General features: G+C 68.9%; 21 protein-coding genes, 1 tRNA gene and 1 pseudogene. 14 read left to right on the top strand and 9 right to left on the bottom strand.

Annotated elements, in window-relative coordinates; all coding sequences use genetic code 11:
- Positions 1 to 352: 352 nt before the first annotated feature.
- Together ACIQOU_RS09805 and ACIQOU_RS09800 are read right to left on the bottom strand one after the other, a co-directional pair.
- A complete protein-coding gene (locus tag ACIQOU_RS09805; protein ID WP_401535610.1) occupies positions 353 to 1135 on the bottom strand; it encodes a M23 family metallopeptidase in 783 nt (260 codons plus the stop codon).
- Between the two features lie 265 nt (positions 1136 to 1400).
- The gene (locus tag ACIQOU_RS09800) at positions 1401 to 2105 is read right to left on the bottom strand and encodes a DUF5324 family protein (protein WP_401535609.1); all 705 of its coding nucleotides are present in this window, start codon (positions 2103 to 2105) and stop codon (positions 1401 to 1403) included.
- A 348-nt stretch (positions 2106 to 2453) separates the two neighbouring features.
- On the opposite strand from ACIQOU_RS09800, the gene ACIQOU_RS09795 reads away from it, so the two are divergent.
- Together ACIQOU_RS09795 and ACIQOU_RS09790 are read left to right on the top strand one after the other, a co-directional pair.
- Positions 2454 to 2987: a peptidylprolyl isomerase gene (locus ACIQOU_RS09795; protein WP_401535607.1), complete on the top strand. Its 534-nt coding sequence runs from the start codon at positions 2454 to 2456 to the stop codon at positions 2985 to 2987.
- Between the two features lie 157 nt (positions 2988 to 3144).
- Positions 3145 to 4032 (top strand): rhomboid family intramembrane serine protease, encoded by an 888-nt coding sequence (locus ACIQOU_RS09790; protein ID WP_401535606.1) that lies wholly within the window; start codon positions 3145 to 3147, stop codon positions 4030 to 4032.
- A 377-nt stretch (positions 4033 to 4409) separates the two neighbouring features.
- Here ACIQOU_RS09790 and crgA read toward each other — a convergent pair whose 3' ends face one another.
- The gene (gene crgA / locus ACIQOU_RS09785) at positions 4410 to 4664 is read right to left on the bottom strand and encodes a cell division protein CrgA (RefSeq protein ID WP_054242100.1); all 255 of its coding nucleotides are present in this window, start codon (positions 4662 to 4664) and stop codon (positions 4410 to 4412) included.
- Between the two features lie 142 nt (positions 4665 to 4806).
- Between crgA and ACIQOU_RS09780 the strand changes: the two genes are divergently transcribed.
- The 6 genes and pseudogenes from ACIQOU_RS09780 to ACIQOU_RS09755 all read left to right on the top strand — a co-directional run bounded on the left by ACIQOU_RS09780 (position 4807) and on the right by ACIQOU_RS09755 (position 8582).
- Positions 4807 to 5586 (top strand): DUF881 domain-containing protein, encoded by a 780-nt coding sequence (locus ACIQOU_RS09780; protein ID WP_401535604.1) that lies wholly within the window; start codon positions 4807 to 4809, stop codon positions 5584 to 5586.
- A 90-nt stretch (positions 5587 to 5676) separates the two neighbouring features.
- Positions 5677 to 5907 (top strand): annotated as a pseudogene (locus ACIQOU_RS09775) (class E sortase); the annotation flags it as partial.
- Between the two features lie 52 nt (positions 5908 to 5959).
- Positions 5960 to 6121 (top strand): hypothetical protein, encoded by a 162-nt coding sequence (locus tag ACIQOU_RS09770; RefSeq protein ID WP_401535602.1) that lies wholly within the window; start codon positions 5960 to 5962, stop codon positions 6119 to 6121.
- Complete coding sequence (locus ACIQOU_RS09765) at positions 6118 to 6756, top strand: aminodeoxychorismate/anthranilate synthase component II (protein WP_401535601.1); 639 nt, start codon at positions 6118 to 6120, stop codon at positions 6754 to 6756. Before ACIQOU_RS09770 ends, ACIQOU_RS09765 begins: the two co-directional genes overlap by 4 nt.
- Positions 6753 to 7814 carry a class E sortase gene (locus tag ACIQOU_RS09760; RefSeq protein ID WP_401535599.1) on the top strand — a complete coding sequence of 354 codons (1062 nt, stop codon included), beginning with the start codon at positions 6753 to 6755 and terminating at the stop codon, positions 7812 to 7814. The genes ACIQOU_RS09765 and ACIQOU_RS09760 overlap by 4 nt, the downstream gene beginning before the upstream one ends.
- Before the next feature lie 12 nt (positions 7815 to 7826).
- Positions 7827 to 8582 carry a class E sortase gene (locus ACIQOU_RS09755; protein WP_401535598.1) on the top strand — a complete coding sequence of 252 codons (756 nt, stop codon included), beginning with the start codon at positions 7827 to 7829 and terminating at the stop codon, positions 8580 to 8582.
- A gap of 81 nt (positions 8583 to 8663) precedes the next feature.
- Here ACIQOU_RS09755 and pknB read toward each other — a convergent pair whose 3' ends face one another.
- From pknB to ACIQOU_RS09725, 6 genes are all read right to left on the bottom strand, one after another.
- Positions 8664 to 10682 carry a Stk1 family PASTA domain-containing Ser/Thr kinase gene (gene pknB / locus ACIQOU_RS09750; protein ID WP_401535597.1) on the bottom strand — a complete coding sequence of 673 codons (2019 nt, stop codon included), beginning with the start codon at positions 10680 to 10682 and terminating at the stop codon, positions 8664 to 8666.
- A 169-nt stretch (positions 10683 to 10851) separates the two neighbouring features.
- Positions 10852 to 12339, bottom strand: coding sequence for a peptidoglycan D,D-transpeptidase FtsI family protein (locus ACIQOU_RS09745; protein WP_401535596.1), 1488 nt, complete (start codon positions 12337 to 12339; stop codon positions 10852 to 10854).
- Positions 12336 to 13781: an FtsW/RodA/SpoVE family cell cycle protein gene (locus ACIQOU_RS09740; protein ID WP_401535594.1), complete on the bottom strand. Its 1446-nt coding sequence runs from the start codon at positions 13779 to 13781 to the stop codon at positions 12336 to 12338. Before ACIQOU_RS09740 ends, ACIQOU_RS09745 begins: the two co-directional genes overlap by 4 nt.
- Positions 13782 to 13808: 27 nt before the next feature.
- A complete protein-coding gene (locus tag ACIQOU_RS09735) occupies positions 13809 to 15362 on the bottom strand; it encodes a Stp1/IreP family PP2C-type Ser/Thr phosphatase (RefSeq protein ID WP_401535821.1) in 1554 nt (517 codons plus the stop codon).
- A 98-nt stretch (positions 15363 to 15460) separates the two neighbouring features.
- Complete coding sequence (locus tag ACIQOU_RS09730) at positions 15461 to 15973, bottom strand: FHA domain-containing protein (protein ID WP_401535592.1); 513 nt, start codon at positions 15971 to 15973, stop codon at positions 15461 to 15463.
- 10 nt (positions 15974 to 15983) lie between these two features.
- Positions 15984 to 16901 carry an FhaA domain-containing protein gene (locus tag ACIQOU_RS09725; protein ID WP_401535590.1) on the bottom strand — a complete coding sequence of 306 codons (918 nt, stop codon included), beginning with the start codon at positions 16899 to 16901 and terminating at the stop codon, positions 15984 to 15986.
- A 488-nt stretch (positions 16902 to 17389) separates the two neighbouring features.
- Between ACIQOU_RS09725 and ACIQOU_RS09720 the strand changes: the two genes are divergently transcribed.
- The 6 genes from ACIQOU_RS09720 to ACIQOU_RS09695 all read left to right on the top strand — a co-directional run bounded on the left by ACIQOU_RS09720 (position 17390) and on the right by ACIQOU_RS09695 (position 23548).
- A tRNA-Leu gene (locus ACIQOU_RS09720) sits at positions 17390 to 17476 on the top strand.
- A gap of 429 nt (positions 17477 to 17905) precedes the next feature.
- On the top strand, positions 17906 to 18652 hold the full coding sequence (locus ACIQOU_RS09715) for a GNAT family N-acetyltransferase (protein WP_401535587.1): 747 nt from the start codon (positions 17906 to 17908) through the stop codon (positions 18650 to 18652).
- Between the two features lie 247 nt (positions 18653 to 18899).
- The gene (locus ACIQOU_RS09710; protein ID WP_401535585.1) at positions 18900 to 19922 is read left to right on the top strand and encodes an LLM class flavin-dependent oxidoreductase; all 1023 of its coding nucleotides are present in this window, start codon (positions 18900 to 18902) and stop codon (positions 19920 to 19922) included.
- Positions 19923 to 19946: 24 nt separating this feature from the next.
- A complete protein-coding gene (locus ACIQOU_RS09705; RefSeq protein WP_401535583.1) occupies positions 19947 to 21188 on the top strand; it encodes an acetyl-CoA carboxylase biotin carboxylase subunit family protein in 1242 nt (413 codons plus the stop codon).
- Entirely contained in the window at positions 21185 to 22408 is a 1224-nt protein-coding gene (locus ACIQOU_RS09700) for an acetyl-CoA carboxylase biotin carboxylase subunit family protein (RefSeq protein ID WP_401535581.1), read from the top strand. Before ACIQOU_RS09705 ends, ACIQOU_RS09700 begins: the two co-directional genes overlap by 4 nt.
- Positions 22409 to 22453: 45 nt before the next feature.
- Positions 22454 to 23548: a glutamate-cysteine ligase family protein gene (locus ACIQOU_RS09695; RefSeq protein WP_401535580.1), complete on the top strand. Its 1095-nt coding sequence runs from the start codon at positions 22454 to 22456 to the stop codon at positions 23546 to 23548.
- Positions 23549 to 23554: the final 6 nt, after the last annotated feature.

Raw genomic sequence — 23554 nt, 5'->3', positions numbered from 1 at the left:
GCCGAGTACTTGGAGGCAGTCCCTGTCTCTGAGGGGAACCAGCGTTCGACGGGATGTTCTCGCTTGAGTACCCCGAGATCTTTGCCGAACCGTACGACGGTCTTGAGGCAGTCCACGCGGGGGCAGCCTTGCTGCTTCAGCTGGGCAGTGCCGTTGGGGGCAGGAGGAGGGGCTGACGGGAGGAGCCGCCGTCGCCCTTCGGCGGAGCTGCCTGCTGTCCCGCCCCCGAGCCGGACTAGGAAGGGTGGGAGCAGGGGACGGAGCAGGGGCCATCTCCGCAGATGTGGGGATGCGCTGCCGGGGCCAATGCCCGGTCGTCCGGCGCCGTGTAGCGGCTTTACCCGCCCCACGCTCACTCCCCCACCCGCACCGCTCGCTCCCGTAGCCACGGTAGTGGGGGGATTGCTGAGCCCAGGTATGGGGTGACGCGGACCTCGAAGTGGAGGTGGGGGCCTGTGACGTTGCCGGTGGCGCCGGAGAGGGCGATGCGTTGGCCCGCGCGGACTCGCTGGCCCTTGCTGACCTCCATGCGGGACAGGTGGGCGTACTGCGTGAAGTAGCCGCCGCTGTGCCGGACCAGGATCTGGTTGCCGAAGCCGTCGCCGCAGGTCGTGGCCCATACGGTGCCGGGGCCTACGGCGTGCACGGGGGACCGGGAGGGGACGGCGAAGTCCTGGCCCGTGTGCCGGTGGACCCAGTGGCTGCCCTTGGCCCGGTAACCGGCCGACAGGCGGTAGTTGCGGGTCGGGGCCGTCCAGGCGGCGGGCCGGGATGCCGTGCGCGGGGCGGGTTTCTCGCGGCGGGGGACGACGGGGCAGGCGCCCGCGCGGCCCGACGGGTCCACCGCGACCGGGTCGCCGTTCGCACGTTGCCTCGTGCGCAGCAGGTCCCACAACTCCCCGCGGAGTTTCCACCGGTGCCGTTCGGCCGACCGCATCTCGGCGCGCGGGGCGTGCTCCCCGCGCAGCCGGTCGGTCCGCGCGCGTGCCTTCTCGTGCGCCCGCACCAGGAGGGCGGCCTCGGAGCGCGGCGAGAGGTCGGCGGCCTCGGCGCGCGGAGGAGCGAGCGCGATCAGCAAGGATGCCGTGAGGGCCGTGGCGAGGAACGGGATACGGGTGCGGTGATCTCGTCGCATCGTCAGATCATCGGATCGTGACGGTTGTGCGGGCGTCGTCGACGCGGGTGACCAGCGGCAGTTCGCCCGATTGGGGGCTCGGGTCGCCCTTCGCGCGCCGGTCGGGGCGGGGCATGTTTCACGTGAAACGTGATGGGGGTGGAGGTGGAGGCGGGGCACGTGAGGCGTGGTGAAGGGCGGGAGGTCTCGGACGGGTCCGGGGCTCCCGCCCCTCATGCGTTTTCCTCGGGCGTCCCCTTGGGGCGCCTCTCGGGTGGGGCGCGGCTCAGCGCTGGTCGTCGCCCTCCGACGTCTCGTTCTCGGCCTGCTTGGCCTGGACCTCGGGGTCCAGGACCGACGGGACGCTGCCGTCGACGGACGTCAGCCGGGTCGTCGGCTCGGTGACCTCGGTCGGGGCGGGCGGCTCGACCAGCCAGTCCGGGTTGGCCTGCTTGTCCCACCACTTCCAGACGGCGAAAGCGCCGCCCGCGACGGCGCCGGCCACCAGCACCACCTTGGCCGCGCGGCCCGCCTTCGCCCGCCGCCGGTGCTTGCGGACGAGCTTCTGGATCTCCTTCGCCGTCACCTGGCCGCGCAACGCGGCGACGGCGGCGGTGGCACGCGTGGCGGCCTCGTCCTTGACGGGACCGGCCGCCGCCACGGCCTGCTCCAGCTTCGGCCGGGAGTACTCGGCGGCCTGCTTGGCCGCCTGCCGGGTGTAGACGGCCGCGTCATGGGCTGCCTGGTCGACCTTCGGCGGCACATGCGTGCGGGCCTGTTCCAGGCGTGGGGCGACATGGGCGCCGTAGTGGACGCGGGCCTGGTCCGCGGCCAGCGACACCTTCGGCGCGAGTCGTACGCGGGCTTCCTGTGCGAAGTGCGCGGCCTTGTCCTTGGCCGTGTCGGCGTAAGGCGCCACCGCTTCTGCGGCGTGCAGCACGCTGTCCTTGGCCGTACCGGTCGCGGCGCGCACGCTGTCGATGCGGGTCACGGCATCCTCCTCCTCGGTGGCGTACGGTAATTCGACTTTCCACCCTTTTACGGATCATGCCTGCCGACGGTCCCGGGAGCATGTAGAGGGCGGGCATCCGGGTCATGCGGATCGGTATGTGGATCTATAGGGAGTAATGGGGGTCTGCCGTCGACCATGTCATGGATCGAGGCCGGGCGCCCCTGACTCCGCCGCACCCGACCAGTGCCCCGGCCCGGGTCCGCGAAGGGTCCCGGCCATTCACGGACGCGGGTTCCCTGGATCAGGCCTTCGAACACGTCGTCGTGCGTGGGACCTCCCGGGCCGTGCGAGGATCGGTCCGTCACGGAAGACAACGGAAGGCAGATCGTGGCCGAGCAGCTCTACGCCACCCTCAAGACCAGCCACGGCGACATCGAGATCCGGCTCCTGCCGAACCACGCGCCGAAGACCGTCCGGAACTTCGTCGAGCTCGCCCGGGGCGAGCGTGAGTGGACCAACCCGGAGACGGGTGAGAAGTCCCAGGCCAAGCTCTACGACGGCACCGTCTTCCACCGGGTGATCAGCGGGTTCATGATCCAGGGCGGCGATCCGCTGGGCAACGGCACAGGCGGCCCCGGCTACCAGTTCAAGGACGAGTTCCACCCCGAGCTGTCCTTCAACAAGCCCTATCTGCTGGCCATGGCCAACGCGGGCCCCGGCACCAACGGCTCGCAGTTCTTCGTCACCGTCTCCCCGACGGCCTGGCTGAACCGCAAGCACACCATCTTCGGCGAGATCACCAGCGCGGCCAGCCAGAAGGTCGTGGACGCCATCGCCGGGCTCCCGACCAACCCGCGCACCGAGCGCCCCCTCACCGACGTGGTCATCGAGACCGTCGTCGTCGAGACGCGCCAGGGCTGAGCCCCGGGACGACGGCCGCCGAGCCCGGTTCGGCGGCCGGCACCGACCTGCGGTCCCGAGGGAAGCGGGCGTGGGTGCGGTGGGGAACAAAACGGCTCGCTCGTCCGTAGAAAGGGGCGGGTGGGTGCAGTGTGGCGACGACGATCTAGGGGATGTCATGGACCAAGCGGCAGACAGCTCGCAGGACGCCCACACCCTGCCCGGCTGCTACCGCCACCCGGACCGTGAGACGGGCATCAGCTGTACCCGCTGCGACCGTCCCATCTGCCCGGAGTGCATGGTCAACGCCTCGGTCGGCTTCCACTGCCCCGACTGCGCCCGCGGCGACTCCGGCACCGGCCACTCCCCGGCCGCCTCCCGCCCCCGCACCCTGGCCGGCGGCACCATCGCGGCCGACCCCCGGCTGGTCACCAAGCTCCTGGTCGGGATCAACCTCGCCCTTTTCGCCGTCCAGCTCGCCGTCGGCGACGGGTTCACCGACCGGTTCGACCTGATCGGCCAGGCCTATGTGCCGTTGCTCGGTTCGGTCGAGGGCGTCGCGCAGGGGCAGTGGTACCGGCTGCTGACCGCGATGTTCCTGCACGGCAGCTACATCCACATCCTCTTCAACATGCTCAGCCTGTGGTGGATCGGCGGCCCGCTGGAGGCGGCCCTCGGCCGGGTCCGCTACCTCGCCCTCTACTTCGTCTCCGGGCTGGCCGGCAGCGCGCTCACCTATCTGATCGCCGCTCCGAACCAGCCGTCCCTGGGCGCGTCCGGCGCGATCTTCGGGCTGTTCGGTGCCACCGCCGTCCTGATGCGCCGCCTCAACTACGACATGCGCCCGGTGATCGCCCTCCTGGTGATCAACCTGATCTTCACCTTCGGCTGGGCCAACATCGCCTGGCAGGCCCACATCGGCGGGCTCGTCGCCGGTGTCGTCACCGGGTACGCCATGGTCCACGCGCCGCGCGGGCGCCGGACGCTGGTGCAGTTCGGGACCTGCGCGCTGTTCCTGGTGGCCGTGGTCGTCGTCACACTCGTCAGGAACGGTCAGCTCGGCTGATACCAAACTGTTGTCCACAGCGTGTGCCCGATCTTGTGCACACGGTGGGGGAACGACTGTGCCCCCGGTAGCTGATCCGTGTTTGACCAGGTCAGCAGGGGGCGAACAGGCATTCGGATGGCGGTGGGGTTGTTGTACCGGCGTCAACCGCGCGAGGAGTTATCCACAGATCATCTTCCCTTTTCCCCACTGTGGACAGCGCCTGTGGATAACTCGCTGGATAGCCCTGGGCAGAGCTGGGTTCACCGGGAGAGGGCCGTGCGTTTCACCGACGGCCGCGCACGTTCCGCCGGGCCAGGTGGGGGCCGTGTGCCCCCACCCGAGCCGCTTGCCAGGGCTACTGCCCGGGCGGCGTCCGGCGGCCTACTTCCACCGGCCTACTTCCACTGGGTGGAGACGCCGAAGCCCGCGGCGATGAAGCCGAAGCCCACCACGATGTTCCAGTTGTCCAGCTTGTCGATGGGCAGGGAACCGTCGGTCACGTAGAACACGACGATCCAGGCCAGTCCGATGAGGAACATGGCCAGCATCACCGGAGCGACCCAGGCGCGGCTGTTGAGCTTGATGGCGGTCGCCTGCTTCGCCGGCGGCGGCGTGTAGTCGGCCTTCTTGCGGATACGTGACTTCGGCACGAGGGTCTCTCCTGTCGATGCGCTGCGTGGCCGCGCAGATAACTGGATCGGGCTCCGGGGCAGCGTACAAGGGGACACGTGGTGCTCCCCCGGGCGTCCGTTAGCGTAGTGCTTCCGCGGCGCCGAAGGAGATAAGGGTACGTTGACCAATTCTGCCGACTCCCCCGGTACAGAATCCAGTCCTGCCCGCGGGCGGCGTCTGCGGCCCGCGCGCATCCTCACCGTGGGCGTCTTCGCACTCGCCGGCCTCATCTTCTTCACCAGCTTCAACACCGCCAAGGGCACCAACATCCGCACGGACGCGTCCCTGCTGAAGCTCTCCGACCTGATCCAGGAACGCAGCCACAAGAACGGCACGCTGGACGAGTCCAACGGCACCCTGCGTCACGAGATCGAGTCCCTCGCCGAGCGCGACGACGGCCGTTCCGAGGCCGAGGACAAGAAACTCACCGGCCTGGAGAAGAACGCCGGCACCCAGAAGGTGACCGGCACGGGCATCACCGTCACCCTCAACGACGCCCCGCCCGACGCCACCGCCAAGCTCCCCGGCTATCCGGAACCGCAGCCCGACTACCTCGTCATCCACCAGCAGGACCTGCAAGCCGTGGTGAACGCCCTGTGGGAGGGCGGCGCCCAGGGCATCAAGGTCATGGACCAGCGGCTGATCTCCACCAGTGCCGTGCGCTGCGTCGGCAACACCCTGATCCTCCAGGGCCGCGTCTACTCGCCGCCCTACAAGATCACCGCCATCGGTGACCCCGACCGGCTGAACAAGGCGATGTCCGCGTCCAAGGCGATCCAGAACTACATGGTCTACGTCAACGTCTACGGCCTGGGCTGGAAGGTCACCCAGGACGGGACGGTGACCCTGCCCGGCTACTCGGGCACGGTGGACCTGCACTACGCCCAGCCCGTGGGGTGAGCTGACCCGCTCAGGCGCCGCCGGGGTGGCCGACGCGCGGCCGTTCGCGGTCAGGCGCGTTCCGCGGCTTGGTTTCACGTGGAACATGCCACGACATGGTTCACGTATCGGATCGACAAAGGGCCCTACAAAACCGTCCCGACCGACGGTGAGGTGATCGACGCTGTCCCTCGTAAGTCGGGGTAGGCGCGCGAGGGCCGCTCTCTCACGCTGACCACGTGCGATCCGGAACGGGGCCACGGCCACCGCCCGATCGTCGGGGCGCGTCCGGCCTCCACACGGCTCGTGGAGGCCGGGGAACCAGTGGCTCTGCGCCGTTAGTCTGGTGCGGTACGGCGTGAATCCGGTGCCGTGGTGGAACGGAAGGGACGGCATGTACGGCTGGATCTGGCGGCATCTGCCGGGGAACACGTGGGTGAAGGCGCTGATCTCACTGGTCCTGGCGCTGGTCGTGGTCTACGTGCTCTTCCAGTACGTCTTCCCGTGGGCCGAGCCGCTGCTTCCCTTCAACGATGTGACGGTGGACAACCAGTGAGTGCGCGGATTCTCGTCGTCGACAACTACGACAGCTTCGTCTTCAACCTGGTCCAGTACCTGTACCAGCTCGGCGCCGAGTGCGAGGTGCTGCGCAACGACGAGGTGTCGACGGCGCACGCCCAGGACGGTTTCGACGGGGTGCTGCTCTCGCCGGGGCCCGGGACGCCCGAGGAGGCCGGCGTCTGCATCGAGATGGTGCGCCACTGCGCGGCCACCGGGGTCCCGGTCTTCGGCGTCTGCCTGGGCATGCAGTCGATGCAGGTGGCGTACGGCGGGGTCGTGGACCGGGCGCCCGAGCTGCTGCACGGCAAGACCTCGCTGGTCGAGCACGGCGGCAAGGGCGTCTTCGCCGGGCTGCCGAGCCCGTTCACGGCGACCCGGTACCACTCGCTGGCCGCCGAGCCGGCCACGGTCCCGGCCGAGCTGGAAGTCACCGCGCGCACCGAGGACGGCATCGTCATGGGCCTGCGCCACCGTGAACTCCCGGTCGAGGGCGTCCAGTTCCACCCCGAGTCGGTGCTCACCGAGCACGGTCACCTGATGCTGGCCAACTGGCTGGTGGAGTGCGGCGACGCGGGCGCGGTGGCGAGGTCGGCGGGGCTCGCCCCGGTGGTGGGCAGGGCCACGGCGTGACCGTGCCGCGCCCCGAGCGCGAGTCCGGCGCCTCGTACGGGAAGCAGCCGTACGAGGCGTCCGACACGTTCGAGGAGCGGCCGGGCGACGGGCAGCGGACGGCGTATCTCCCGCGGATCGACGAGGAGACGGTGGCGCTGCGGATACCCGGTCCGCCGCCGGACGATCTTCTGGGCGCCATATCCGCCGCTGCCGCCTCCGGAACCTCAACCGCCTCGGGAACCACGCCGGGTGGGCGGGCGGCCCGCAGAAAGGCCGCCAAGCGCCGTCACGGCCGTCGGGGCGGCTCCCCCGCGCTCGCGGACGCGCCGGAGGACGAGGTCGACGACGCCGCGAAGGCGCCGTTGTCCCGGGTCGAGGCGCGTCGGCAGGCGCGGGCGCGCAAGGCGAGTCCGGGCGTGCTCATCAGCCGGGGCATCGGCGAGGTGTTCATCAGCACCGGTGTGGTGATGCTGCTGTTCGTCTCCTACCAGCTGTGGTGGACCAACGTGCGCGCGCACGCCCAGGCCGACAAGGAGACCAGCAGCCTCCAGGACGACTGGGCGAACGGGAAGCGGGCGCCGGGCGAGTTCGAGCCGGGGCAGGGCTTCGCGATCCTGCACATCCCCAAGCTGGACGTGGTCGTGCCGATCGCCGAGGGCGTCAGCAACAAGAAGGTGCTCGACCGGGGCATGGTCGGCCACTACAGCGAGGGCGCGCTGAAGACGGCGATGCCCGACGCCAAGACCGGCAACTTCGCGCTCGCCGGTCACCGCAACACCCATGGCGAACCCTTCCGGTACATCAACCGGTTGAAGCCGGGCGACGAGGTCGTCGTCGAGACGCAGAGCGAGTACTTCGTCTACAAGACGACGTCGATGCTCCCGGTGACGTCGCCGAGCAACACGAGTGTGATCGACCCGATCCCGAAGGGGTCCGGGTTCACGAAGGCCGGTCGCTACATCACCCTGACGACCTGTACACCGGAGTTCACCAGCACATACCGCTTGATCGTCTGGGGCAAGATGGTCGAGGAACGGCCGCGCAGCAAGGGCAAGCCGGATGCGCTCGTCGAGTAGGGACAAGGGAACGTGGCAGCGACCACCGACGGCACACAGCACGAGGACCAGCGCACGGGGACGGGGGCTCTGGCCCGCCGTCGGCCCGGCCGGGTCGCGCTGGCCGTCAGCTTCTTCGGGGAACTCCTCATCACCGCGGGCCTGGTGCTCGGCCTGTTCGTCGTCTACTCCCTGTGGTGGACGAACGTCCTGGCCGACCGCAAGGCAGGCCAGGAGGCCGACAAGGTCCGCGACACCTGGACCCACCCGGGCACCGGCTCCGGCGGCCCCGGCGCCCTCGACACCAAGAACGGCATCGGCTTCCTGCACGTGCCCGCGATGAAGAACGGCGAGGTCCTGGTCGAGAAGGGCACCTCGGCGACCGTCCTCAACGACGGTGTCGCCGGCTACTACACCGACCCCGTCAAGGCGACCCTGCCGACCTCCGACAAGACCGGCAACTTCACCCTCGCCGCCCACCGGGACGGCCACGGCGCGAAGTTCCACAACATCGACAAGCTACGCAAGGGCGACCCGATCGTCTTCGAGACCAAGGACGACTGGTACGTCTACAAGGTCTACTCGATCCTCCCGGAGACCTCGAAGTACAACGTCCAGGTCCTCACCAAGGTCCCCGAGGAATCCGGCAAGAAGAAGCCCGGCCACTACATCACCCTGACCACCTGCACCCCGGTCTACACCAGCCGCTACCGCTACATCGTCTGGGGCGAGCTGGAGCGCGTGCAGAAGGTCGACAGCGCACGGACCCTGCCGAAGGAACTGCGGTAGCTGTCTGACGGATCGCGGCGGAACGACGGAGCCCCGGCGCCCTTGGGAAGGGGGCCGGGGCTCCGTTGCTGGAGCGGTGGGTCAGTCCTCCGTGCGGGCCGCTGTTCCGGTGAGGCCGCCGAAGAAGTTGGTGCCGCCGTTTCCGTTGCCGTTGTTGTTGCCGCCGTTGCCGCCGACGGCGGTGAGGTTGACCGTGGTGCCCTTGTCGACGGTGCTGCCCTGGGACGGGTCCGACGTCAAGACGGTCGCGTTGTCGTCGTTGGAGCCCTGGATGTCGCCGACCTGGAGACCGGCGTTCTGGAGGGCCTGCTTGGCGGTGGCGAGGGTCTGGCCCTGGATGTTGGGGACCTGGACCTGCTCCGCCTGCTTGGCCTTGCCGATCTGGATGGTCACCGAGGTGTTCTTGTTGACCTGGGTGCCCGCCGCCGGGTCGGTCGAGATGACCTTGCCGACCTTGGAGGTGTCGTCGGTCTCGACCTCGGTGCAGTTGCCGGTCAGTTCACTGCCGGAGAGCTGGGACTTGGCGCCGTCGCAGTCCTGGCCGGTGACGTCCGGGACCGGGACCGTCGCCGCGGCCTTGGCGATCGTCAGGGTGATCGTGGAGCCCTTCTCCAGCTCCTTGCCGTTGACGGGGTCCTGTTCGAGGACCGTGTTGGGGTCCTCCGACGACTCGCGGCTCTTGGTGTCGACCTTGAACCCGTAGTCGTCGCCCTCCAGCTTCGCCTTGGCGTCGTCCAGGGAGAGGCCGACCACGCTGGGGACCTGGACCTTCGGGGCGCCGGTCGACACGACGAGGTCGACGGTGGTGCCCTTCTTGACCGAGGTGTCCTTGACGGGGTCCGTGGAGCAGATGGTGCCCTTGGCCTCGCTCGCGCAGGCCTTCTTGGTGACCGTGCCCACGTTGAGGTCGCTGTTCTCCAGCTGGTTGGTGGCGTCGCTCTGGGAGAGGCTCACCAGGTTGGGCACCGTGACCTTGTCGTTGCTGACCCCGCCGTTGCCGGTGACCGCCCATCTGCCGATGAGGATCGCGCCGATCAGGACCAGGACACCGGCCACGACCAGCACGATCGTCGAGGTGCTGGCCTTCTTCTGGCGGCGCCGGCCCTGGCGGTCGTCGTAGCCGTAGCCGGGGCCGTCCGCGGTCATCGGGGGCATCATCGACGTGGCGCCGGCGTCCGTGGAGCGCAGGGCCGTCGTCGGCTGGTCGTCCGGGTAGCCGCCGTAGCCGACCGAGCCCATCGCGGCGGTGGCCCCGACCGGCTGGCCGTCGAGACACGCCTCGATGTCCATGCGCATCTCGTCGGCGGACTGGTAGCGGTAGTTCGGGTCCTTGACCAGGGCCTTGAGGACGATGGCGTCCATCTCGGGCGTGATCTCGGGGTCGAAGACGCTCGGGGCCTGCGGTTCCTCGCGGACGTGCTGGTAGGCCACGGCCACCGGGCTGTCGCCGACGAACGGCGGGCGCACGGTGAGCAGTTCGTACAGCAGGCAGCCCGTGGAGTAGAGGTCGGACCGGGCGTCCACCTGCTCGCCCTTGGCCTGCTCGGGGGAGAGGTACTGGGCGGTGCCGATGACCGCGGACGTCTGCGTCATCGTCATGCCGGAGTCGCCCATGGCGCGGGCGATGCCGAAGTCCATGACCTTGACCTGGCCGTTGCGCGTGAGCATGACGTTCGCGGGCTTGATGTCACGGTGGACGATGCCGGCCCGGTGCGAGTACTCCAGCGCCTGGAGGATGCCGATGGTCATCTCCAGCGTCCGCTCCGGCAGCAGCTTGCGGCCGGAGTGCAGCAGCTCGCGGAGCGTGGACCCGTCGACGTACTCCATCACGATGTACGGGATCGAGACCCCGTCGATGTAGTCCTCGCCCGTGTCGTAGACCGCGACGATCGCGGGATGGTTGAGCGAGGCGGCCGACTGGGCCTCCCGGCGGAACCGGGCCTGGAAGGACGGGTCGCGCGCGAGGTCCGCGCGCAGCGTCTTCACCGCCACGGTGCGGCCGAGACGGGTGTCATGCGCGAGGTAGACCTCCGCCATGCCACCACGACCGAGCACGTGGCCCAGCTCGTACCGGCCGCCGAGGCGACGCGGCTCTTCCATAGCTTCCTACCAGCCCTCTCCGTCGGTCCCGACTCACACGGGTGTGCGGTCGGAGGCTGCCGTCCGGGCCTACCGTACCCGGCTCGTTCTGTGTGACCTGGCCAAGCCCGTCACCCGATACAGGACCGGTATCGCAACGTGCACCGATGTGAAGGGGACGTGAGCGGTGTCACTTCTTGGAGTTGATGACCGCCTCCATCACGCTCTTCGCGATCGGCGCCGCGAGGCCACCACCGGAGATGTCGTCACGGACGGCCTTGTCGTCCTCGATGACCACGGCGACGGCGACCGGGGAGCTGCCGTCGCTGGTCTTGGCGTAGGAGAGGAACCAGGCGTAGGGGTTCTCGCTGTTGGCGACGCCGTGCTGGGCGGTACCGGTCTTGCCGCCGACGGTGACGCCGGGGATCTGCGCGTTCTTGCCGGTGCCGTCCTTGACGACGGTCTCCATCATCGACTGGAGGATCTGCGCGTTCTTGGCGGAGAGCGGCTGGCTGAGCTTCTCCGGGTCGGTCTGCTCCAGGGTGTCGAGGTTCGACGACTGGAGCTTGTCCACCATGTACGGCTTCATCAGGGTGCCGTTGTTGGCGACGGCGGAGGCGACCATGGCCATCTGCAACGGGGTCGCGGCGGTGTTGAACTGGCCGATGGAGGAGAGCGCCGTTTCCGAAGCGTTCATGTTGTCGGAGAAGACCGAGGCGCTGGAGCGGACCGGCGTGAACTGCTCCTCGTCGAAGCCGAACTTCTTCGCCTCGGCGAGCATCTTGGCGTTGCCGAGGTCGGCGCCGATCTTGCCGAACACGGTGTTGCAGGAGTAGCGGAGCGCGACGCGCATGGTCGCGTTCTTGCAGGGGATGTTGCCCTCGTTCGGCAACGGGGTCGTGGTGCCCGGCATGATCCAGGGCAGCGGGGTGTCCGTGGCCGAGTCGGGGTCCGTGTAGAGCTTGTTCTCCAGCGCGGCGGCGGCGGTGACGACCTTGAAGGTGGAGCCCGGCGGGTAGGTCTCGCGCAGGGCCCGGTTGAGCATCGGGTCGCTCGCGTCGTTCTTCTTCTGGAGCGCGGTCCAGTTCTTGGAGTCCGTGGTCGTGGAGTTACCGGCGAACGACGACGGGTCGTAGGACGGGTAGGAGGCCAGCGCCAGGATCTTGCCGGTGGACGGGTCGATGGCGGCGACGGCGCCCTTGCCGTTCTGCTTCTTGAGGCCGTTGTAGGCGGCGGCCTGGGCGGCGGAGTTCAGCGTGGTGACGACGTTGCCGCCCTGCTTCTGCTTGCCCGTGACCATGTCGAGGGTGTTGCGGAAGAAGAGCCGGTCGTCGTTGCCGGTGAGGATGCCGTCCTCGATGGACTCCAGCTGGTTGGCGCCGAAGGCCTGGGAGGCGTACCCGGTGACGGGCGCCCACATGGGCCCGTTCTTGTAGGTGCGCTTGTACTCCAGGTCGTTCAGACCGGACTTGCTGGTCTTCGTGGAGCCGGTGATGGGATCGCCGTCGACGATGATGTCGCCGCGCGGGGCGGAGTAGCGGGCGATCGTGACGCGGCGGTTCTTCGTGTCGTTCTTGAGGCTGTCGGCCATGACGTACTGGAGCCAGTTGTCGCGCACCAGCAGGGCGAGGACCAGCAGACCGCAGAAGATCGCGATCCGGCGCAGGGGCTTGTTCACGGGCGGACCACCTGGGTCATCTCGGCGTCGGGGTCAGGGGCGGGCGCGGGTGCGGGACGGCGCGCGGTGTCGCTGATTCTGATCAGGATGCCGATCAGGGCCCAGTTGGCGATGACGGAGGAACCGCCGTACGCCAGGAACGGCATCGTCATACCGGTCAGCGGGATCAGGCCCATGACGCCGCCGGCGACGACGAAGACCTGGAGGGCGAAGGCCCCGGAGAGGCCGATGGCGAGCAGCTTGCCGAACGGGTCGCGGGCGGCCAGCGCGGTACGGATGCCGCGCTCGACGATCAGGCCGTAGACCAGCAGGATCGCCATCAGGCCGGCCAGGCCCAGCTCCTCGCCGAAGGTGGCGAGGATGAAGTCGGAGTTGGCGGCGAACCGGATCAGGTCCGAGTGACCCTGGCCCCACCCCGAGCCGAGGGTGCCGCCGGAGCCGAAGGCCCACAGGGCCTGCATGGCTTGTTCGGAGTGGAGAACGCCATCACTGGCGCCGCTCTGGCTGAGCTTGTACTCGCGCAGCGGGTTGAGCCAGGCCTCCACACGGGTCTGGATGTGCGGTTCGAACGACGCCACACCGACCGCGCCAGCCGCGGACATCAGCAGACCGAAGACGATCCAGCTGGTCCGCTCGGTGGCGACGTACAGCATGATGATGAACATTCCGAAGAACAGCAGCGAGGTGCCGAGGTCCGTCTCGAAGACCAGGATCAGGATCGAGATCAGCCAGACCACGATGATCGGTCCGAGGTCGCGGCCGCGCGGCAGGTACAGGCCCATGAAACGGCGGCTGGCGAGGGCGAGCGCGTCGCGCTTCACCATCAGGTAGCCGGCGAAGAACACAGCGAGCACGATCTTCGCGAACTCGCCCGGCTGGATGCTGAATCCGGCGACGGAGATCCAGATCTTGGCGCCGTAGACGTCGAGCCCGAGGCCCGGGATCAGCGGCAGCAGCAGCAGAAACACCGCCGCCACCATCGAGATGTAGGTGTAGCGCTGGAGGACGCGGTGGTCCTTGAGGAAGACCAGCACGACGGCGAACAGGGCGATGCCCATCGCCGTGTACAGCAGTTGGGTGGTCGCTTTGCCACCGGCCACATGGATCGACTGGAGCAGCTTTGACTGGTCCAGTCGCCAGATGGCCACGAGCCCGAGGCCGTTGAGGAGGGTGGCCAGGGGCAGCAGCAGGGGGTCCGCGTAGCGGGCGAACTTCCGCACCACGAGGTGGGCGATGCCGGCCAGCAGACCGAGGCCGCAGCCGTAGCTCAGCAGACCCGACGGCACCGAGTCGTTGATGGCCAGGCCCACGTTGGCGTAGGCGAACACCGGGATGGCGACGGCGAAGACGAGCATCGCCAGTTCGGTGTTGCGGCGGCTCGGGGCGCCGATGGCGCCGATCGTGGACGTGTGGTGCGTCGGCGAGTTGGTTGTACTGCTCATCGTGTGACGGGGCCTCTCACGGCTTGCCTACTGCTTACCGCACAGCGAGACGACCTTCTGCTCCTCCTCCGAGAGGCTGGGGCCGGGGCTGGGGGTCGGGGCGGTCGCGGACTTGGTCGGGGACGGTGAGGTCGAGGTGCTCGGACTCGGTGTTGCCTTGGACGTGAGCGAGGCGGGGCTGGTTCCCGTGGTCCCGCCGGCCTCGCCCGCACCGGTCTTCGCGCTGTTCTCGCTCTCGGACGCCTGGCGCTCGGACTCCTTCTGGCAGGCGGAGGCCTGCACGGAGAGTTCGTCGATCTTCGACTGGGCGTCGCGCAGACCGCCTTCGGCGATCGTGGCCTTGACCTGCTTCTGCTGGTACACCGGCAGGTACTTGAGTTCGATCTCGGGGTGGTCCTTCTCGACCTTCGAGAGCGAGACCCAGGCCAGGTCCTGGCTGATGCCGCGGTAGAGCGCGATGTGCTCGCCCTGGGTGCCGACGTAGTACTGGGTCTGCGTCCAGCGGTAACCGCTGTACAGGCCGCCGCCGATCACGGCCAGGGCGAGAACGGCGTAGAACGATCTCTTCAGCCAACGGCGGCCCTTGCTGGGCTTGATGAAGTCCTCGTCGCTGTAGGCGCCGAAGCCGCCGGCCGGCAGATAGCCGGTGTCGCCGGAGCCGGGCGGGCCGAACTCGCCGCCCTGTCCGGGGACTTGGCGGCCGAGCCCGGAGGCGCGGCCGGCCGGGGTCTGCATGAAGCTGCCGTCGTGCGTCTGGTGCTGGTTCTCGGCGACGGCGCCGACGACGACCGGGGTGTCGGAGAGCTGACCTGCGAGGGTGTCTCCGGTGTCCAGGTCGAGGACGTCGGCGATGATCACGGTGATGTTGTCGGGGCCGCCGCCGCGCAGCGCGAGCTGGATCAGCTCCTGCACGGTCTCCTGCGGGCCCTGGTAGCTGGCGAGGGTGTCTTCCAGGGTCTGGTGGGACACCACGCCGGAGAGGCCGTCGGAGCAGATCAGATAGCGGTCGCCGGCCCGGACCTCACGGATCGACAGGTCGGGTTCGACATGGTCGCCGCTGCCCAACGCCCGCATGAGCAGGGATCGTTGGGGGTGGGTGGTGGCTTCTTCCTCGGTGATGCGGCCCTCGTCGACCAGGCGCTGTACCCAGGTGTGGTCCTGCGTGATCTGGGTGAGGACGCCGTCGCGCAGCAGGTAGGCGCGCGAGTCGCCGACGTGGACGAGGCCGAGGCGCTGGCCGGTCCACAGGAGGGCGGTGAGCGTGGTGCCCATGCCCTCCAGCTGGGGGTCCTCCTCGACCATCGAGCGCAGCTGGTCGTTGGCGCGCTGGACGGCGACGCCGAGGGAGGTGAGGACGTCGGAGCCGGGGACGTCGTCGTCGAGGGCGACGATGGTGGAGATCGCCTCGGAGGAGGCGACCTCGCCGGCGGCGGCGCCGCCCATGCCGTCGGCGATCGCGAGCAGGCGGGGACCGGCGTATCCGGAGTCCTCGTTGCCCTCCCGGATCATGCCTTTGTGCGATCCGGCGGCGAAGCGCAGTGACAGACTCATGCGCACCTCGCCCGTCGGCTCCGGGTACATCCGCACGGTGCCCACCCTCCGGTCGGGAGCGCGCCGGGGCCCTGGCTGCCGGCCGCCGTTGCGTGCTCGCTCCGCTCGCGCTCGTTCATGACGTGGTACTACTTCCGCAGCTCGATGACGGTCTTGCCGATGCGGATCGGCGCGCCCAGCGGGATCGGCGTGGGAGTCGTGAGCCGGTTCCGTTCGAGATACGTGCCGTTGGTGGAGCCCAGGTCCTCGACGATCCACTGGCCGTCGCGGTCCGGGTAGATCCTGGCATGGCGGCTGGAGGCGTAGTCGTCGTCCAGCACGATGGTGCTGTCGTGCGCGCGGCCCAGCGAGATGGTCTGGCCCTGCAACGCGACGGTCGTGCCGGTGAGGATGCCCTCGGACACGACGAGCTTGGTCGGTGCGTTACGGCGCTGGCGGCCGGCCGCCGGTTGCTGCTGGCGCTGCGGCGGCGGGGTCTGGCGCTGGCCCTGCTGGGCCCGCCCCGCGTCCCGTCGCGAGCCGCGCTGTGTGACGCGCGTTCCGAACAGGTCGCTGCGGATGACCTGCACGGCCACGATCACGAACAGCCACAGTACGGCCAGGAAACCCAGCCGCATGACCGTGAGGGTCAGCTCTGACATTGCCCCCGCTTCACCCTTCGGCTTGCCGGTAAATGATGGTGGTGCTGCCCACGACGATCCGCGAGCCGTCGCGGAGCGTAGCGCGGGTGGTGTGCTGCCCGTCCACCACGATGCCGTTGGTGGACCCGAGATCCTGGATCGTCGAGGGCGAACCGGTCCGGATCTCACAGTGCCGGCGGGAGACGCCGGGGTCGTCGATCCGCACGTCGGCTTCGGTGGAGCGGCCCATCACCAGCGTGGCGCGCGAGATCTGGTGGCGGTTGCCGTTGATCTCGACCCAGTAGCGGGTGCGGGAGCCAGGCGCGGACGCGCCGACCGGGCCGGTGGGACCGGTGGGGCGCTGGGCGGGCTGGGGGTAGCCGTAGCCGCCGGGACGTCCGCCGGGGGGCGGAGCGGCGGGCATCGGCGGGGTTCCGGGCGGGCCGGAGGGGGGGCTCGTGGGGCTCGCGGCCGGCGGGTACCCGTAGCCGCCGGGGGTGCCGCCCGGTGCGGGGCGGCGGGTGGCGGGTGCCGGGTTCGCCGGGGCGGCGGGGCCCGCGGCCTGCTGGTCGGTGGAGGAGGCGAGGGTGCGGCTGCGGACCCGGTAGAGACCGGTGTCGAGGTCGTCGGCCTTCTCCAGATTGACCTTGATCGGCCCCATGAAGGTGTAGCGCTGCTGCTTCGCGTACTCGCGCACCATGCCCGCGAGCTCGTCGCTGAGCTGGCCCGAGTAGGGGCTCAGGCGCTCGAAGTCGGGTGTGCTCAGCTCGACGATGAAGTCGTTGGGTACGACGATCCGGTCGCGGTTCCAGATGGTGGCGTTGTTGTCGCACTCACGCTGGAGCGCTCCCGCGATCTCGACAGGCTGGACCTCGGACTTGAACACTTTGGCGAAGGTGCCGTTGACCAAACCTTCGAGGCGCTGCTCGAACTTCTTCAGGACTCCCATGGGGCACCTCCTCCATAGCGGCTGCCGTAGTGGTTCTTCCCGCCCTGCGGGCGATGCACTGCCTGATACTGCTTACTGATCGTATCCACGCGCCGGTTGATCGGCTGGTTCCCCCTGTCGGCCCCGTCGCGCTCCCGCGCACTCCTTCTGCTGTCTTCTGCCCAGGATGGTAGAGGTGGCCACTGACAAGTGTCCCGCACCAGACTGTGGGCCCGAACCTGCTCCTGGTGAGACGGCCGGTTCCGGTACGAGGTTGATACGTGAACGGATGTTCGTCGATACGGAGTGAAGGGCTCGTCGGTTCGATGATGGCGACGGGTTCAACGGGTTCAACGGGTTCAACGGGTTCGACGGGCCGGTGCGCAGGGCGTCCCAGGTGGGCGGATGCCCCTTCGGAAGCGAGGTGAACCCACCCCTGCCAGCGTGCTAATGTTCTGCGTGTCGGAAGGCGCCGCACCGCAAGGAACGGACCGGAAGACACACCCAATGCGCGGGTGGCGGAATAGGCAGACGCGCTGGATTCAGGTTCCAGTGCCCGAAAGGGCGTGGGGGTTCAACTCCCCCCTCGCGCACCAGCGAGCATCGATGTAGGTGCTCTGCTAGGAACGACGGAACGGCCCTCATCACGATGGTGATGAGGGCCGTTCTGCTGTGTGTGCTCAAGAACACGAGGGCCGCCGACGCCAGGAAGGCGCCGGCGGCCCTCGTGCTGGGGTGCGTGATCTTTGGTTGTCGGGTTCGGGTGCCGGGCCCGGCGTTGTGGGCGCGGGCGGATTCGCCGGCTGCGGAGGGGGTGCCGGACGGAGTTCGGTGCCAGGTCCATGGGGGTCCTGTGAGGAAGGTCTCAGGGGTTGGCGGTGTGGCCCTTGGGGTTCAGGGGGCTGGTGGCTTGATCTTGCGGTGGTGTGCGGGGTGGCGGCGGGACCGCTCGGCGTTCTGCGTGGCGGGGTTGGCTCAGGGGGTGAGCTTCTCGGCGCTGTGGAGATCTCCGCCAGAATCGGGCAATGAGGGAGATCGGTAGTTGCGAGGACCTGAAAGCCTGCTGTGCCGGAGACGCCTTGTGCATGTGGGCGGCGCAGGGTCTGGACGGGCGTAGCCGGGCGTGGGCGAGTGACGATCGGCGTGCGGTTGTCGTCGCCGGAGCGGCCCTCTCGGCGCGGGACCGGCTGGCGGTGTGGGGAGACCCCGACGCCGGAGTCCCGTTGGTCCGGCGGGTGCTGGCCCAAGTGGGGCCTACCTACCGGCCGTTCGGCGACAGCACCTTGATCGACGTACTCGTCCGGGAGATCCCAGGGCTGACAGCGGCCGGCACCTTCGGCTGGATGGACCGGCGGGGATTCGTGGATGACGTGCGGCCGGCCGACAGCGCGGCGGCATGGCTCCCGGGCTGCGCGCTCGGTGAGGTCGAGCTGCTTGTCGAGATGAGCTTCCCGGACTCCTACGCGAAGCCAGAGGTGCCCGGCGTCGAGCGGTGGGCGGGGGTACGGGACCACGCTGGTCGGCTGGCAGCTGTGGGCGCGCTCGCCTGGTGCGCACCGACGGTCGGCTTCCTGTCCGGCGTCGCGGTGCACCCGGGGGCACGCAAGCGCGGATTCGGACAGCAGGTCTGCGCTTTTCTCGTCACTGAGGCATTGAAGGTCCACGGGGCGGCGGCACTGATGGTGAACGACTGGAATCACGCCGCCCGGCGGCTCTATGAAGGCATGGGCCTGCGATACAGGCCTCTGAGCGCGGCTACGCTCCGCGCATAAAGTCTCGTCGGCCATGAGAATCTATTCGTTCTCTGTGGGTACCTTGTTGGCCGAAAAGGGCACTACTGTCACTCGTTGGCTCGTATAGATTTCCGCTGGCTTGCATAACGCAGGGAACGGGTCGGGCGTCGGAGGACTGAGCCAGCGGCTTGGTGACTTCGCCGTCTCGGGGGAAACGGGCGGACATGCTAGACGTCTGGAATGAGCTACCACCGCAGCCCAACGGGTCGTATACGGCGGACCGTTCATGACCGAGTGGTCGAAACGCGTTCGAGCGGGTCTGAATCTCACGGTCCAGTACCCGCCCGGCGAGTCCGCGGTCGCCGCGCTGGCCGATCACCTGCGCATCGTCGAGGCCGTACGTGACGCCGGCTGGGATTCCGTCTTCGTCGCTCAGCACTACCTGAGCGAGGGGATGGCCCACCTCCAACCCCTCCCTCTCCTTGGCCTGTTGTCCTCTGTCGCCGGAGACATGCGACTGGGCGCCGGCATCTGCCTACTGGCCTTGCAGAACCCCGTGGACGTGGCCGAGGCGTACGCCACGGCGGACGTCATCAGCGGCGGGCGACTGGTCTTCGGCGCGGGACTGGGATACCGGGGCGTGGAGTACGACGCGTTCGGCGCGATCGCCGGCAGCCGTGTCGAGCGGTTCACCCGGAATCTGGATCTCGTCACGCGTCTCTGGCAGGGCGAGGCCGTCGACGCCGATCTGCCGTGGTGCCGATTGGACGGCGCCCGGCTCTCCACGCTGCCCCTCCAGCGGCCACGCCCCCCGGTCTGGTTGGCGGCCAACAGTGACAAGGCCGTCCGCAGGGCGGCGCGCCTCGGCGACGCCTGGATGATCAACCCGCATGCGGCGATGACCACGGTGGAGCGGCAGATGGAACTCTTCCGTGCCACGCGGGCCGAGGCGGGACTGCCTCCCGCGGTCGACGTGCCGTTGATGAGGGAGGTCGTCTGCGCACCCGACCGGGCGACCGCCGTGGCTCGCGCGCGCCGTCATCTCGCCGACAAGTACGCCGTCTACCGGCGTTGGGGACAGGACTCCGTCCTCCCCTCGGACGACCGCTTCGACGCCGAACCCACCGAGCTGTCCCGTGATCGTTTCGTCATCGGGGACCCGCAGGACTGTCTGCTCACCCTGCGGGACTGGATCAAGCGCGTCGATGCCACGGAGGTCGTCCTCCGCGTGCACTGGGCGGGAGCGCCCGTCGAGGAAGCCCTGGAGTCGGTCGAACTGCTCAGTACCGAAGTACTGCCCCACCTGTAGGTGGCGATGGAGGAGACGCGCACCATGTCACACAACCCGCGAGTACTGGTGATACGCCCGGCGAAAGAGCGTGAGTCGTCGCTGCGTACGCTGGCTCGCACCGGGGCGGAGATCGTCGTCGCCGACCACCCTGACAACGATCTCTCGGGTTTCGCCGATGTCCAGCTGCCGCTGCCGAGTCTGCCAGGTGCCTTTCGGTCGGGCCGGGTGGCAGACCTGGAGGAACGCATCAGTGACTTCCACGCCCGGTTCCCGCTGACGGCCGTGATGGCGGACTTCGATTATCTGCTGCCCCTCGTCGGTCGGCTCAACGAGCGGCTGGGCCTGCGAGGTCACACCGAGCGGTCCGGGCTGCTGTGCTCCAACAAGCGGCTTCAGCGGGCCGCTCTCGATGAGGCGGGCGTCGCCCAGCCGCGGTGGGCACCCTGCCCGGACACCGCAACGGCCCAGGACTTCGCCAAGTCGGTCGGGTGGCCGGTGGTGGTCAAACCGGCCGACCGATCGGCGAGTTGCGCGGTGTCCGTGGTGCGGGACAAGGACCACCTGGACTCCGCCGTGAACGCGGCGCTCGCCGAGTCCTGGGGCGCGGACGTGATCGTCGAGCAGTACCTGGACGGGCCCGAGTTCAGCGTCGAGGCCGTCATCGCCGATGGCGTAGTGACCACGGTGGCAGTGACCGGCAAAGGCATCGGCGGCCGCACGGGAGTGCTCAAGCTCGACGCGGAGATCCCCGCACGGCTGCCCGCCGGGGACAGGACAGCGGTCGAACAGGTCGCGGCCGAGGCCGTGCTCGCCTGCGGTCTGCTGAACGGCCCCGCGCACACGGAGATCCGCCTGACCAGCTCCGGCCCGCGCGTCGTGGAGGTCAACGGCCGCATCGGTGGCGTGTTCATCAGCCACATGGTCCAGGCGGTCACCGGAGTGGACCTCTACCGGGCCTGGTACGACGTCCTGCACGGCAACTCCCCCAGCCTCGACCCGCAACAGCGCGGGTTCGCGGTCCGCCGTTGCCTGTCCGAGGCGGAGGGCCTGGTCGAGTCCGTGGACATCGGCACACCGTCACCCGAGGTGAGGGAACGGCATCTGCTGACCCGGTGCTTCGTGCGCGCGGGGGACCAGTTGACCGCGATCAGCAACGGCAACGAGATGCGAGCCGTCGTCGTCGCCTTCGCCGAGGACCGCGAGGAAGCCGTGACGGCAGCCGAGGCCCTTGCCGCGCACGTGACCATTCGCACCACTCCGCTGCCGGAGGCGATCGCGCGATGAGCCGCGTACTGATTCTCAACCGCTACCGGCTCCAGTCCGCCGCGTTCCACCGCTGGCTGCACGCCGAGCACGAGCTGTTCCTGCTCAACTGCGCCACGCGAGCCGTCGACCGGCACCCGGAAGCCGCCGCGATCCGGTCCCGGTACCGCGACATCGCGGAGTTCGACGACTACACCACCAGCCCGGCGGTCACCGAGACAGCTCGGGACTGGATTCGCCGCTACAGCATCGACACCGTCATCGCCTTCTCCGAGTACGACGTGCTGCGAGCGGCCCTGCTCCGTGACGAGTTCGGCCTCGCGGGCCAGGGCGTGGCCAGCGCCGAGGCCTACCGCGACAAACTGGTCATGAAGCGGCTGCTTGACAGGGCCGGGCTGCCGATCGTGCCGTACCGTTCGCTGGAGCGAACCGGAGACCTGGAGCGGTTCGCCTCCGACGCGGGATACCCCGTTCTGGTCAAGCCGCGTACGGGGACCGGTTCCCGCGGCATCCGGCGCCTCGACGACGAGCCGTCCGCCGTCGGCTTCGAAGAAGAGCAGGGCGCGAACCTGCGCGATTACCTGGCCGAGACCTTCACCCCTCATGAACTCCTGCACTGTGACGGCGTGTTCGTCGAGGGGCGGGCGGTCTTCAGCGAGGTCTGGTCCTGGTCCACGACGTTCCTGGACATCGTCGAGGGGCCCGTGCCCACCATGGCCATCACCCTGGACCGGGACGACCCACGCCGGGAAACCGTGGTACGGCTCGCCGAGGAGACGCTCCGCGGGTTGCCCACTCCCCGGGTGACCGCCTTCCACATCGAGTTCTTCGACACGGTGAACGGCATCGTCGTCAACGAGGCGGCCAGCCGCATCGGCGGGGGGCGTATTCAGCCGACCCTGCGCCGGCTGCACGGTGTCGACCTCGTGGAGCTGGCCGCCCGTCACCAGACCGACTCCGCTCCCGAATCCCTCGTACCCGGGCCCGCCGCGCCCACCGGGGGCTTTCTGATCGCCTACGACCACGGCGACGTACGCGGCACCGCACCCGCTGAGTGTCCGCTGCCCGGCATCAGCCACTACGAGACCGCCCTGCCGCACACCTCGGGCGACACCGCCGACGTCGCCTCCTCCTCGTACCTGGTCAGCGCGGTGGCTCTCGGTGAGAACCGTCAGCAGACCGCGGATCGCCTGCTGGCCACGCACCACTGGTTCCTGGACAACGTCACTCCGGCCCTCTGACCTCTTCGCCTCGCCCAGTCATCTCCCACGAAGGGACACTTCGCCATGCCCGGATACGACCCCGACGCCTACCGCATGGGTATCGAGTTCGAGTACCAGCTCGTCTCCGCCGAAGGCCGACCGCAGCACTGGAAGGAACTCTCCTTCCCGCTCCTGAAGGACGTCATCGCCAAGTCCAACGCACCGTCCAACGACTACATGGTGGTCAAATACCCCGGCTCCGACCAGCGCAGCTTCTACCTGGAGGGGTACGACCTCACGGACGACGCCGGCGAGATCGTGGACCTGCACGTCAAGGGCATAGAGATCAGCACCCCGATCGCCTCCGACGTGTACGAACAGCAGGAGTACCTCGTCCAGCACTACAAGGAGATGCAGGGCCTGCTCGCGGAGGTCGGACTGCGCAGCAGCGCCTACGGGGCGCACCTCAGCCAGGACGAGTACCGGGGCCCACGTGGTGGCCGAGGCGTCGAGGGCTGGGCCGCAGCCGAGACGGCGATGATGACCTGGGGCATCCACATCAACGTGAGCTTCCCCGACGCCGTCGAAGCCCGCCTCGACCGGGACTATCTGCAAGCGAAGTTCGACTGGTTCGGCCCCGCTCTCATCCTGCTCAGCGCCAACACACCGGTACGGGGCGAAGGCCCCTGGACCGTGGACGGCGTGGTCGGCAAGTCCGAGCGTTCCTACCGGCGCAGCTTCACCCGGCGGCCGATGTACTTCCGAGACGAACAGCACCACCGCAAGGAGGTCACCTGCTTCGACATCACCAACCGGCTCGACCTCATTCGGGGCTACACCGCGCTGGTCGCCGGGTTGATGCTCGAAGGAGGCGACATCGACTACGTGGCCGGCCCGTTCGCCGACCACAATATGCGGTCGGCCGCCCTGCACGGTTATCAGGCGCCTCTGCTCGACCGGCACTTCCAGCCTGTCGACACCGGCGCGCTGGTCGACGACGCCCTGGACCGGGCCACCGCGGGACTCGCCGGTCAGGGCCTGGACAGCGGTCCGCTCGACGTCCTGAAGCTCCTCGCCGCGCAGCGCCGTTGCCCCGCCGACGACACCCTCGACGCCTGGTACGCCCAGCCGGACTGGAACGCCTTCCTCGCGCGGTACAGCGATCTCACCGACCACTGACCTTCC

The organism is Streptomyces sp. NPDC091279 (assembly GCF_044757465.1).
In the GTDB taxonomy this organism is placed as follows: Bacteria; Actinomycetota; Actinomycetes; order Streptomycetales; family Streptomycetaceae; genus Streptomyces.
This window is presented reverse-complemented; position numbering and strand designations above follow the sequence as displayed.